11 protein-coding genes are annotated in these 13118 nt (G+C 50.7%); 8 read left to right on the plus strand and 3 right to left on the minus strand.

What is annotated here, in order from left to right:
- Positions 1-11 precede the first annotated feature (11 nt).
- From ygfM to ghxQ, 5 genes are all read left to right on the plus strand, one after another.
- Complete coding sequence (ygfM, locus tag ACJHYR_RS03700) at positions 12-791, plus strand: molybdopterin-dependent oxidoreductase FAD-binding subunit (protein WP_000572462.1); 780 nt, start codon at positions 12-14, stop codon at positions 789-791.
- The gene (locus ACJHYR_RS03705) at positions 788-3658 is read left to right on the plus strand and encodes a molybdopterin-dependent oxidoreductase Mo/Fe-S-binding subunit (RefSeq protein ID WP_000583615.1); all 2871 of its coding nucleotides are present in this window, start codon (positions 788-790) and stop codon (positions 3656-3658) included. The genes ygfM and ACJHYR_RS03705 overlap by 4 nt, the downstream gene beginning before the upstream one ends.
- Positions 3659-3822: 164 nt before the next feature.
- Positions 3823-5223, plus strand: a complete 1401-nt coding sequence (gene xanQ / locus ACJHYR_RS03710; RefSeq protein WP_001280192.1) for a xanthine/proton symporter XanQ — start codon at positions 3823-3825, stop codon at positions 5221-5223.
- Positions 5224-5240: 17 nt separating this feature from the next.
- On the plus strand, positions 5241-6557 hold the full coding sequence (gene guaD, locus ACJHYR_RS03715) for a guanine deaminase (RefSeq protein ID WP_001604802.1): 1317 nt from the start codon (positions 5241-5243) through the stop codon (positions 6555-6557).
- Positions 6558-6592: 35 nt separating this feature from the next.
- The gene (gene ghxQ, locus ACJHYR_RS03720; protein ID WP_000012163.1) at positions 6593-7960 is read left to right on the plus strand and encodes a guanine/hypoxanthine transporter GhxQ; all 1368 of its coding nucleotides are present in this window, start codon (positions 6593-6595) and stop codon (positions 7958-7960) included.
- 35 nt (positions 7961-7995) lie between these two features.
- Here the strand turns inward: ghxQ and ACJHYR_RS03725 are convergent, their stop codons facing one another.
- Both ACJHYR_RS03725 and ygfT read right to left on the minus strand, forming a co-directional pair.
- Positions 7996-8484 carry a 4Fe-4S dicluster domain-containing protein gene (locus ACJHYR_RS03725; protein ID WP_072837409.1) on the minus strand — a complete coding sequence of 163 codons (489 nt, stop codon included), beginning with the start codon at positions 8482-8484 and terminating at the stop codon, positions 7996-7998.
- Complete coding sequence (ygfT, locus tag ACJHYR_RS03730; protein ID WP_059327658.1) at positions 8484-10403, minus strand: formate-dependent uric acid utilization protein YgfT; 1920 nt, start codon at positions 10401-10403, stop codon at positions 8484-8486. The genes ACJHYR_RS03725 and ygfT overlap by 1 nt, the downstream gene beginning before the upstream one ends.
- A gap of 435 nt (positions 10404-10838) precedes the next feature.
- Between ygfT and uacT the strand changes: the two genes are divergently transcribed.
- Positions 10839-12287 (plus strand): urate/proton symporter UacT, encoded by a 1449-nt coding sequence (gene uacT / locus ACJHYR_RS03735; RefSeq protein ID WP_072837408.1) that lies wholly within the window; start codon positions 10839-10841, stop codon positions 12285-12287.
- 1 nt (position 12288) lies between these two features.
- Complete coding sequence (yqfG, locus tag ACJHYR_RS03740) at positions 12289-12414, plus strand: protein YqfG (RefSeq protein WP_001050745.1); 126 nt, start codon at positions 12289-12291, stop codon at positions 12412-12414.
- On the opposite strand, the gene ACJHYR_RS03745 is transcribed toward yqfG, so the two are convergent.
- Positions 12411-12482: a protein YqfH gene (locus ACJHYR_RS03745; protein WP_120795390.1), complete on the minus strand. Its 72-nt coding sequence runs from the start codon at positions 12480-12482 to the stop codon at positions 12411-12413. The genes yqfG and ACJHYR_RS03745 overlap by 4 nt on opposite strands.
- A gap of 54 nt (positions 12483-12536) precedes the next feature.
- On the opposite strand from ACJHYR_RS03745, the gene idi reads away from it, so the two are divergent.
- The gene (gene idi / locus ACJHYR_RS03750; RefSeq protein WP_042028892.1) at positions 12537-13085 is read left to right on the plus strand and encodes an isopentenyl-diphosphate Delta-isomerase; all 549 of its coding nucleotides are present in this window, start codon (positions 12537-12539) and stop codon (positions 13083-13085) included.
- Positions 13086-13118: the final 33 nt, after the last annotated feature.

The following is a 13118-nucleotide window of genomic DNA, read 5'->3' on the forward strand; positions in this document are numbered from 1 at the left end:
AAGGAAAGAAGATGATTGAACAATTTTTCAGGCCCGACTCTGTCGAACAGGCGCTGGAACTGAAGCGCCGCTACCAGGATGAAGCCGTCTGGTTCGCCGGGGGCAGCAAACTCAACGCTACACCAACCCGTACCGATAAAAAGATTGCCATTTCCTTACAGGATCTGGAACTGGACTGGGTTGACTGGGATAACGGTGCACTGCGGATTGGCGCAATGTCTCGCTTGCAGCCACTGCGTGATGCGCGATTTATTCCTGCAGCACTGCGTGAAGCCCTCGGTTTTGTTTACTCACGCCATGTTCGTAATCAGTCGACCATTGGTGGTGAAATCGCCGCCCGGCAGGAAGAGTCTGTGCTGCTTCCCGTCCTGCTGGCACTGGATGCTGAACTGGTTTTTGGCAACGGCGAAACGCTGTCAATCGAGGACTACCTGGCCTGCCCATGCGATCGCCTGCTAACCGAAATTATCATTAAAGATCCGTATCGCACCTGTGCGACCCGCAAAATTAGCCGTTCTCAGGCAGGTTTAACCGTCGTGACGGCAGCCGTTGCAATGACAGACCACGACGGTATGCGAATTGCGCTGGATGGCGTCGCCAGTAAAGCCCTGCGTCTGCACGATGTTGAAAAACAAAATCTGGAAGGCAATGCACTTGAACAGGCTGTCGCCAACGCCATTTTCCCGCAGGAAGATTTGCGGGGCAGCGTGGCCTATAAACGCTATATCACGGGAGTTCTGGTAGCCGACCTTTATGCCGACTGCCAACAGGCTGGGGAGGAAGCCGTATGATCATCCACTTTACTTTAAATGGCGCGCCTCAGGAGCTAACCGTTAATCCAGGCGAAAACGTGCAAAAGCTGTTGTTTAACATGGGAATGCACTCTGTACGCAACAGCGATGATGGATTCGGGTTTGCCGGTTCAGACGCAATTATCTTTAACGGTAATATCGTTAACGCGTCCTTGCTTATCGCCGCACAGTTAGAGAAGGCAGATATTCGTACCGCAGAGTCTCTGGGCAAATGGAACGAGTTAAGTCTGGTTCAACAGGCAATGGTTGATGTTGGCGTGGTGCAGTCTGGTTATAACGATCCAGCTGCGGCTCTGATTATCACCGATCTTCTCGATCGCATTGCCGCACCGACCCGCGAAGAGATCGACGACGCGCTTTCTGGTTTGTTCAGCCGCGATGCAGGCTGGCAACAATACTATCAGGTCATTGAACTGGCGGTTGCACGTAAAAATAATCCGCAGGCCACCATTGATATCGCTCCGACTTTCCGCGATGACCTTGAAGTCATTGGTAAGCATTATCCTAAAACTGATGCCGCGAAAATGGTGCAGGCGAAACCCTGCTATGTTGAAGACCGCGTAACGGCTGACGCCTGCGTCATTAAAATGTTACGTAGCCCACACGCTCACGCACTGATTACTCATCTGGATGTCAGCAAAGCTGAAGCCTTACCGGGCGTTGTTCACGTTATTACTCACCTGAATTGCCCGGATATCTACTATACCCCGGGCGGTCAGAGCGCACCGGAACCGTCACCGCTTGACCGCCGTATGTTCGGCAAGAAAATGCGTCACGTCGGCGATCGCGTTGCTGCGGTCGTCGCAGAAAGTGAAGAAATTGCGCTCGAAGCACTGAAGCTCATCGACGTTGAATATGAAGTGCTTAAACCTGTAATGTCGATCGACGAAGCAATGGCGGAAGATGCGCCTGTCGTGCACGATGAACCGGTGGTGTATGTTGCTGGTGCGCCAGATACTCTGGAAGACGATAACAGCCATGCAGCCCAGCGCGGCGAGCATATGATCATCAACTTCCCGATCGGTTCTCGCCCCCGTAAAAATATCGCCGCCAGTATTCATGGTCATATCGGCGATATGGACAAAGGCTTTGCCGATGCCGATGTGATCATTGAGCGAACCTATAACTCAACGCAGGCGCAGCAGTGCCCGACTGAAACTCATATCTGCTTTACCCGTATGGACGGCGATCGTCTGGTTATCCACGCCTCCACCCAGGTACCATGGCACTTACGCCGCCAGGTCGCGCGCCTCGTGGGCATGAAACAGCATAAAGTTCATGTCATTAAAGAGCGAGTTGGCGGCGGTTTTGGTTCCAAACAGGACATCCTGCTGGAAGAAGTGTGCGCCTGGGCAACCTGCGTGACCGGGCGTCCGGTACTGTTCCGCTACACCCGTGAAGAAGAGTTTATTGCTAACACCTCTCGTCACGTCGCGAAAGTCACCGTCAAACTGGGAGCGAAAAAAGATGGTCGCCTGACGGCAGTGAAGATGGATTTCCGCGCCAACACTGGCCCTTACGGCAACCACTCACTCACCGTACCGTGTAACGGACCGGCGCTGTCGCTGCCGTTATATCCGTGCGATAACGTCGATTTCCAGGTCACCACCTACTACAGCAACATTTGCCCAAATGGTGCTTATCAGGGTTATGGCGCACCGAAAGGTAACTTCGCTATCACCATGGCATTAGCGGAACTGGCTGAACAGTTACAGATCGACCAACTGGAAATTATCGAACGTAACCGGGTACACGAAGGGCAAGAGCTGAAAATTCTCGGTGCAATCGGTGAAGGTAAAGCGCCGACCTCCGTTCCTTCCGCCGCCAGCTGCGCACTGGAAGAGATCCTGCGTCAGGGTCGCGAGATGATCCAATGGTCTTCACCGAAACCGCAAAATGGTGACTGGCACATCGGTCGCGGCGTCGCCATTATCATGCAGAAATCGGGTATCCCGGATATCGATCAGGCTAACTGTATGATCAAACTGGAATCGGACGGCACCTTTATCGTTCATTCTGGCGGTGCGGATATTGGTACTGGTCTGGATACTGTAGTGACGAAACTGGCAGCAGAAGTGCTGCACTGCCCTCCGCAGGACGTGCATGTTATCTCCGGTGATACCGATCATGCGTTGTTTGATAAAGGCGCATATGCCTCGTCCGGTACTTGCTTCTCGGGTAACGCGGCGCGTTTGGCAGCGGAAAATCTGCGGGAGAAAATTCTGTTCCACGGCGCGCAAATGTTGGGTGAGCCAGTGGCAGATGTTCAACTAGCAACGCCGGGCGTCGTGCGCGGCAAGAAAGGCGAAGTTAGTTTCGGGGATATTGCCCATAAAGGCGAAACCGGCACCGGCTTTGGTTCACTGGTGGGAACTGGCAGTTATATCACGCCTGATTTCGCTTTCCCGTATGGCGCAAACTTCGCTGAAGTTGCCGTCAACACGCGTACGGGTGAAATCCGCCTGGATAAATTCTACGCCTTGCTGGACTGCGGTACACCGGTCAATCCAGAGTTAGCGTTGGGACAAATCTACGGGGCCACCCTGCGTGCTATCGGCCACAGTATGAGCGAAGAGATCATTTATGACGCCGAAGGTCACCCGTTAACGCGTGATTTACGCAGTTACGGTGCACCGAAAATTGGTGACATTCCGCGTGATTTCCGCGCTGTGTTGGTGCCGAGCGACGATAAAGTCGGCCCGTTCGGGGCGAAATCGATCTCGGAAATTGGTGTAAATGGCGCAGCTCCGGCGATTGCTACCGCAATTCACGATGCCTGCGGCATCTGGTTACGCGAATGGCATTTCACACCGGAGAAAATACTCACCGCGCTGGAAAAAATATAAGTAATAAATGGCCGCTTCGGCGGCCTGTTTCTCTGTTTGAACGATGACTAAATAGTGACTGCGAAAATGAGATAAGCCGTTCTCAAGGCGTCCTGCGCCCCAAATTCGTGGGAATTTATTTTACTAATTCAGATGATCAAATTTACTTTAAAAGGAGTGAAGGGATGTCTGATATAAACCATGCAGGTTCTGACCTTATATTTGAACTGGAGGATCGCCCTCCCTTTCATCAGGCTCTCGTTGGTGCCATTACCCATCTGTTGGCAATTTTCGTTCCGATGGTAACCCCCGCGTTAATCGTGGGTGCGGCCTTACAGCTTTCCGCTGAAACAACTGCCTATCTTGTTTCAATGGCGATGATCGCCTCTGGTATTGGTACCTGGTTACAAGTAAACCGCTATGGCATCGTCGGTTCTGGCCTACTCTCAATTCAGTCAGTCAATTTTTCATTTGTTACGGTCATGATTGCGCTGGGCAGCAGCATGAAAAGCGACGGTTTTCACGAAGAGTTAATCATGTCGTCGCTGCTTGGCGTCTCCTTCGTTGGCGCATTTCTGGTTGTCGGCTCTTCATTTATCTTGCCCTACCTACGTCGGGTTATTACGCCTACTGTCAGCGGTATTGTGGTACTGATGATCGGCTTAAGCCTGATTAAAGTCGGCATTATCGATTTTGGCGGTGGATTTGCAGCCAAAAGCAGCGGTACCTTCGGCAATTACGAACATCTCGGCGTTGGTTTGTTGGTTTTGATTGTGGTGATCGGCTTTAACTGCTGTCGCAGTCCGTTGCTACGCATGGGAGGGATCGCCATTGGGCTATGCGTCGGTTATATCGCGTCGTTATGCCTGGGCATGGTGGATTTCAGCAGTATGCGCAATTTGCCGTTAATCACCATCCCGCATCCGTTCAAATACGGGTTTAGTTTCAGCTTCCATCAGTTCCTGGTGGTTGGCACGATTTATTTGCTTAGCGTGCTGGAAGCTGTCGGCGATATCACCGCCACGGCAATGGTTTCCCGCCGCCCCATTCAGGGGGAAGAGTATCAGTCCCGACTGAAAGGCGGCGTGCTGGCAGATGGTCTGGTTTCTGTTATCGCCTCCGCTGTCGGTTCATTACCCTTAACCACGTTTGCGCAAAATAATGGGGTTATTCAGATGACTGGCGTCGCTTCACGTTATGTCGGGCGAACCATCGCGGTAATGCTGGTTATCCTCGGCTTGTTTCCGATGATTGGCGGCTTCTTCACAACCATACCCTCGGCAGTTCTGGGAGGCGCAATGACGTTGATGTTTTCCATGATTGCTATCGCTGGGATTCGCATCATCATCACCAACGGTTTAAAGCGCCGAGAAACACTTATTGTCGCCACTTCTTTAGGTTTAGGACTTGGCGTCTCCTACGATCCCGAAATTTTTAAAATATTGCCAGCCTCTATTTATGTACTAGTTGAAAACCCTATTTGTGCTGGCGGGTTAACTGCGATTTTATTAAATATTATCCTCCCTGGTGGCTACCGACAGGAAAACGTTCTGCCTGGTATTACCTCAGCGGAAGAGATGGATTAACAGTAAAGGAGTCAATGATGTCAGGAGAACACACGTTAAAAGCGGTACGAGGCAGTTTTATTGATGTCACGCGTACGGTCGACAACCCGGAAGAGATTGCCTCTGCGCTGCGGTTTATTGAGGATGGTTTATTACTCATTAAACAGGGAAAAGTGGAATGGTTTGGTGAATGGGAAGACGGAAAGCATCAAATTCCTGACACTATTCGCGTGCGCGACTATCGCGGCAAACTGATAGTACCGGGCTTTGTCGATACACATATCCATTATCCGCAAAGTGAAATGGTGGGGGCCTATGGTGAACAATTGCTGGAGTGGTTGAATAAACACACCTTCCCTACTGAACGTCGTTATGAGGATTTAGAGTACGCCCGCGAAATGTCGGCGTTCTTCATCAAGCAGCTTTTACGTAACGGAACCACCACGGCTCTGGTGTTTGGCACTGTTCATCCGCAATCCGTTGATGCGCTGTTTGAAGCCGCCAGCCATATCAATATGCGTATGATTGCCGGTAAGGTGATGATGGACCGCAACGCACCGGATTATCTGCTCGACACTGCCGAAAGCAGCTATCACCAAAGCAAAGAACTGATCGAGCGCTGGCACAAAAATGGTCGTCTGTTGTATGCGATTACGCCACGCTTCGCCCCTACCTCATCTCCTGAACAGATGACGATGGCGAAACGCCTGAAAGAAGAATATCCGGATACGTGGGTACATACCCATCTCTGTGAAAACAAAGATGAAATTGCCTGGGTGAAAGAACTTTATCCTGAACATGATGGCTATCTGGATGTTTACCATCAGTACGGCCTGACCGGTAAAAACTGTGTCTTTGCTCACTGCGTCCATCTCGAAGAAAAAGAGTGGGATCGTCTTAGCGAAACCAAATCCAGCATTGCTTTCTGTCCGACCTCCAACCTTTACCTCGGCAGCGGCTTATTCAACTTGAAAAAAGCATGGCAGAAGAAAGTCAAAGTGGGCATGGGAACGGATATCGGTGCCGGAACAACTTTCAACATGCTGCAAACGCTAAACGAAGCCTACAAAGTGTTGCAACTACAAGGCTATCGCCTCTCGGCATATGAAGCATTTTACCTGGCCACGCTCGGCGGAGCGAAATCTCTGGGCCTTGACGATTTGATTGGCAACTTTTTACCTGGCAAAGAGGCTGATTTCGTGGTGATGGAACCCACCGCCACTCCGCTACAGCAGCTGCGCTATGACAACTCTGTTTCTTTAGTCGACAAATTGTTCGTGATGATGACGTTGGGCGATGACCGTTCGATCTACCGCACCTACGTTGATGGTCGTCTGGTGTACGAACGCAACTAATAATAAAACTTTAACATCCTCGTGAGGACATCATTATGTCTGGAGACATCCTACAAACACCGGACGCACCAAAGCCACAGGGCGCGCTGGATAATTATTTTAAAATTACCGCTCGTGGCAGTACCGTTCGTCAGGAAGTACTGGCTGGCTTAACGACCTTTCTGGCCATGGTTTATTCCGTTATCGTCGTTCCGGGAATGCTGGGCAAAGCAGGTTTTCCTCCCGCAGCTGTGTTTGTTGCCACCTGTCTGGTCGCGGGCTTCGGCTCGTTGCTGATGGGATTATGGGCCAATTTGCCAATGGCGATTGGTTGCGCGATTTCCTTGACGGCGTTTACCGCATTCAGTCTGGTTCTCGGGCAACAAATTAGCGTTCCTGTCGCACTGGGCGCGGTCTTTCTGATGGGCGTCATCTTCACCGCCATTTCCGTAACCGGTGTGCGTACCTGGATCTTACGTAATTTACCGATGGGGATAGCTCACGGTACAGGTATCGGTATCGGCCTGTTTCTGCTGCTGATTGCTGCTAACGGTGTGGGAATGGTTATCAAAAACCCGATTGAAGGCTTGCCAGTGGCGCTCGGTGCGTTTACCTCCTTCCCGGTGATGATGAGCTTGCTGGGGCTGGCGGTCATCTTCGGTCTGGAAAAGTGCCGCGTACCAGGCGGGATCTTGTTGGTGATTATTGCAATTTCGATCATCGGCTTAATCTTTGATCCAGCGGTGAAATACCACGGTCTGGTGGCGATGCCAAGCCTGACTGGCGAAGATGGTAAGTCTCTGATTTTCAGCCTCGATATTATGGGCGCACTCCAGCCAACTGTACTTCCGAGTGTACTAGCATTGGTGATGACCGCAGTGTTCGACGCCACTGGTACCATCCGTGCCGTCGCCGGTCAGGCGAATTTGTTGGATAAAGACAACCAGATCATCAACGGCGGCAAAGCCCTGACCAGTGACTCAGTAAGTTCAATATTCTCCGGCCTGGTGGGCGCAGCGCCCGCAGCGGTTTATATCGAATCAGCGGCAGGAACCGCCGCCGGGGGTAAAACAGGGTTGACCGCAACCGTAGTGGGGGCGTTATTCCTGCTGATTTTGTTCTTATCACCGTTGTCATTTTTGATCCCTGGTTACGCCACTGCACCCGCTCTGATGTACGTAGGTTTGCTGATGTTAAGTAACGTCTCGAAGCTGGATTTCAATGATTTTATTGACGCAATGGCTGGCCTGGTGTGTGCCGTGTTCATCGTTCTGACTTGTAATATCGTTACCGGTATTATGCTGGGCTTTGTGACACTGGTCGTAGGCCGCGTCTTTGCACGCGAATGGCAAAAGCTGAATATTGGTACGGTGATCATTACTGCCGCACTGGTCGCATTTTACGCGGGCGGTTGGGCAATCTAATAGATTCTCCGCGCCTTTCAGCGCGGAGATTTCTTTCAGAGAGGATTCTTACCGCTGGCAACAATACGCTGCTGGCGGACTCGCCTGAGTTCTCTTTCAGTAAGCAACTGCAGCGCCTGTGTTGGGCAAGATTCAACGCAGGCTGGCCCATCTTCCCGCTGTTCACAGAGATCGCATTTCACGATTTGTTGCCGGGTATCCCCCGGCAACGACTGAATGGTGATCATTCCAAACGGGCACGCACTGACGCAACTCTGACAGCCAATACAACGGGCAGAATTGGTCTGCACCACCTGCTCGCCCATCGTCAGCGCCCCCACGGGGCAAGCGCTAACACAAGGGGCATTTTCACACTGATGGCACATCACCGGCGCACTGATGCTGTCCAGTCGCTGTACCTTCAGCCGGGGTAAAAAGACATCGGCATTCAACTCCTGTTCTGAAGGGTGAGCGACCACACAGGCCACTTCACAAGTACGGCAGCCAATACAGTCAGCCGGATTAACGATAATTAACAATTTCATCACGATGCCTTCGTATCAAACAGAGTTAACATATCGCGCGCCGCCTGCCTTCCTGCGGCCATTGCAGTGACAACCAGATCCGCGCCATGAACAGCATCACCACCAGCAAAGACTTTTTTCAGATGCGTCTGGGTAGGTAAATACCCGACGTCACCGGTTTGAATCAGGCCCCATTTATCGAGTTTAATTCCGCTGCCCTGCAACCACGGCATGGCATGCGCCTGGAAACCAAAGGCCATAATGAGAACATCGGCGGGCAATTCAAACTCTGAACCCGCTACCGGACGAGGACGACGGCGACCATCCGGCCCCGGCTCACCCATGGCTGTACGAATCAGGCCCACCGCAGTTAAACGCCCATCTTCGTCACAAGCGATATATTGCGGCTGAACATTGAACTGAAACTCGACACCTTCCTCGCGCGCATTGACCACCTCTTTGCGCGAGCCCGGCATACTGACTTCATCACGACGATACGCGCAGGTCACGCTGGCGGCATTGAGGCGGATGGAAGTCCGCAAACAATCCATGGTCGTATCGCCACCGCCCAATACCACGACTCGCTTACCTTCCACATCCGTCAGCGGATACTCTTCAGACTCCGGCAACCCCATGAGCTGGCGGGTATGGGCAGTCAGGAACGGTAGAGCCTGAATGACACCGGGCGCATCTTCATGCGGCAGATCTGCTCGCATCATCCCGTAAGTCCCCACGCCGATGAAAACTGCATCATATTCAGAAGTTAAATCGCTAAAGGTAATATCGCGGCCAATTTCACAGTTAAGATGAAAGTCGATTCCCATTGCGGTGAATATCTCTCGCCGCTGGCTTAATACCGTTTTATCGAGTTTGAAAGGAGGAATGCCAAAAGTCAGCATACCGCCAATTTCTGGATGGCGATCAAAGACATCAACCTGAACTCCTGCGCGCGCCAGAATATCAGCACACCCTAACCCTGCAGGCCCAGCGCCAATCACCGCCACTTTTTCGATACGGGGAACAACTTTGCTGACATCGGGACGCCAGCCCATCGCCAGCGCGGTATCGGTGATGTAGCGTTCCAGATTCCCGATAGAGACTGCGCCAGAGTGATCTTTCAAAGTACATGCGCCTTCACAAAGACGGTCCTGTGGACATACCCTGCCGCAGATTTCTGGTAAGGAACTGGTCTGGTGGCAAAGTTCTGCCGCTTCAATAATCTTTCCTTCCTGCACCAGACGGATGTAATCCGGAATAGCGTTATGCAGCGGGCAATGCCAGTTGCAGTTAGCTTTTTCGGCGCAATAAACACAGCGGTCACTCTCATAAGTCGCTTGTTGTGGATCCAGCCCGTAATAGATTTCGCCAAAGTGGGTTTTCCGTTCACTCGCTGAAATTTTATCTGCGCCTTTACGCGAGTTAACGGGGAGCAACGCTGCACTGCGAGATGGCTGAGCGTCTGATGACGCTTTTCCTGCTGCCGTTTTGCGCTGGCGGGCCACCTTTATCTGCTGCAACCCTTTATCGTCCATCAGCCGTAACGCCTGTATTGGGCAGACTTCAATACAGGCTTGCGTGCCGGAACTGCGCTGGTTACAAAGGTCGCATTTCTGCGCAATCGTATCGACCATCTCAACGACGCCAAAGGGGCAAGCGATTGCGCATCTTTTACAACCAATACATTTTTGCTCGTCCAGTTGTACGCTATCGGGCTGGAAAGTCAGAGCATTAACCGGACAAGCCGTAACGCAAGGGGCATTGTTGCAGTGATGGCAGGCCACCGGATTCGCAGCCTGGCCTTTCCCTACAACGTGGATACGCGGTCGAAAGTCACTGTGACTCAGCGGCCAGTTTTCTTGATTATGTGCCATCGCACAGGCAATTTCACAAGCATGACAGCCTATACATTCCGCAGCTTCAGCAGCGATAAACTTATTCATTTGCATCCCTTTCATTTAATGAGTTATGTCTTCTCAAATTTCGCGATGCAATAAACGGGCATATATGAGGTAGCATGACCGTTTTAATTATAATTTTGCGACTGAGTTCAAATTATTGCCCCTCAATCTATGCCGCTTTCATTATCTCAACATTGCCGACTAAAAGAGCGCTATCCAGATAAAAACGATTAAATGCGAGAGTGCGACATGCCAGAATGATTAATGAAATATCAATATGAGAAAATTACAGATAATTCCATTGTCAGGTTCTCTTCTCATAATCGTGGTTTAACCACGATTATGTGATTGCCTCCGCAATTCCTGTCTCTAACTCCCCTTCCTCGCAAAAACTGGCACTCCACGAGCATATGTTTAGACAGTTTCAATAACGTAAACGGTTGCTTTTTACTCTGGCGGGCGAAAGGAGAAACACTGATGAGCGCCATAGATTCCCAACTTCCCTCATCTTCAGGGCAAGATCGCCCAACTGATGAGGTTGACCGCATATTATCACCAGGAAAGCTGATCATACTCGGTCTGCAACACGTCCTTGTCATGTACGCAGGTGCAGTCGCTGTTCCTCTTATGATTGGTGACCGACTGGGCCTCTCAAAAGAAACTATTGCGATGCTCATTAGCTCGGATCTCTTTTGCTGCGGGATCGTCACATTATTGCAATGTATCGGTATCGGCCGCTTTATGGGGATCCGCCTGCCGGTGATTATGTCGGTGACCTTCGCCGCTGTAACACCAATGATAGCCATTGGCATGAACCCGGATATCGGCCTGCTGGGGATATTTGGTGCCACTATCGCCGCGGGTTTTATCACCACATTATTAGCGCCACTTATCGGTCGCTTGATGCCTTTATTCCCGCCACTGGTTACCGGTGTGGTTATTACTTCTATCGGGCTTAGCATCATTCAGGTGGGTATTGACTGGGCCGCCGGAGGTAAAGGGAATCCGCAATATGGTAATCCCGTTTATTTAGGTATCTCCTTTGCCGTCTTAATTTTTATCTTGCTCATTACTCGCTATGCGAAAGGATTTATGTCCAACGTCGCCGTATTACTGGGGATTGTATTTGGCTTTTTACTTTCGTGGATGATGAATGAAGTCAATTTATCCGGGCTACATGATGCTTCATGGTTTGCGATTGTCACGCCGATGTCATTTGGTATGCCGATTTTCGATCCCGTTTCCATTCTGACCATGACTGCCGTGTTAATCATCGTGTTTATCGAGTCGATGGGGATGTTCCTGGCACTGGGTGAAATAGTCGGTCGTAAACTCTCTTCACACGATATTATTCGCGGGCTGCGTGTCGATGGCGTAGGGACAATGATAGGCGGAACGTTTAACAGCTTCCCCCACACGTCATTTTCACAAAACGTTGGCCTGGTTAGCGTGACGCGCGTTCATAGCCGCTGGGTGTGTATTTCTTCGGGAATTATATTAATCCTGTTTGGCATGGTGCCAAAAATGGCGGTGCTGGTCGCCTCCATTCCGCAATTTGTGCTGGGCGGTGCTGGGCTGGTGATGTTCGGCATGGTACTGGCGACAGGGATTCGAATTCTGTCGCGCTGTAACTACACCACTAACCGTTACAACCTCTATATTGTGGCGATCAGTCTCGGCGTTGGCATGACTCCGACGCTCTCTCACGATTTCTTTTCTAAGTTACCGGCCGTACTGCAACCGTTGCTGCATAGCGGCATTATGCTCGCAACCCTTAGCGCCGTTGTGCTGAACGTCTTCTTTAATGGCTATCAGCATCATGCTGATCTGGTGAAGGAATCCGTCTCTGATAAAGATTTAAAAGTCAGGACAGTACGTATGTGGCTTCTGATGCGCAAGCTGAAGAAAAATGAGCATGGAGAATAATATGAATCTTTTAATGCGCGCTATATTCAGTCTGTTGTTGCTTTTTACTCTCTCTATTCCTGTCATTTCTGACTGTGTTGCAATGGCCATTGAAAGTCGCTTCAAATATATGATGCTACTTTTTTAAATGGTTTTTACCTGTCGGCATCCGCTCAAAACGGGCGGTTGTCGATAAACGCTCACTTGGTTAATCATTTCACTCTTCAATTATCTATAATGATGAGTGATCAGAATTACATGTGAGAAATTATGCAAACGGAACACGTCATTTTATTGAATGCACAGGGAGTTCCCACGGGTACGCTGGAAAAGTATGCCGCACACACGGCAGACACCCTCTTACATCTCGCGTTCTCCAGTTGGCTGTTTAATGCCAAGGGGCAATTATTAGTTACCCGCCGCGCACTGAGCAAAAAAGCATGGCCTGGCGTGTGGACTAACTCGGTTTGTGGGCACCCACAACTGGGAGAAAGCAACGAAGACGCAGTGATCCGCCGTTGCCGTTATGAGCTTGGCGTGGAAATTACGCCTCCTGAATCTATCTATCCTGACTTTCGCTACCGCGCCACCGATCCGAGTGGCATTGTGGAAAATGAAGTGTGTCCGGTATTTGCCGCACGCACGACCAGTGCGTTACAGATCAATGATGATGAAGTGATGGATTATCAATGGTGTGATTTAGCAGATGTATTACACGGTATTGATGCCACGCCGTGGGCGTTCAGTCCGTGGATGGTGATGCAGGCGACAAATCGCGAAGCCAGAAAAAGATTATCTGCATTTACCCAGCTTAAATAAAAAACCCCGACATTTGCCGGGGTTGTGAGCATA

The organism is Escherichia sp. WS1450 (assembly GCF_046487395.1).
Classification (GTDB): domain Bacteria; phylum Pseudomonadota; class Gammaproteobacteria; order Enterobacterales; family Enterobacteriaceae; genus Escherichia; species Escherichia coli.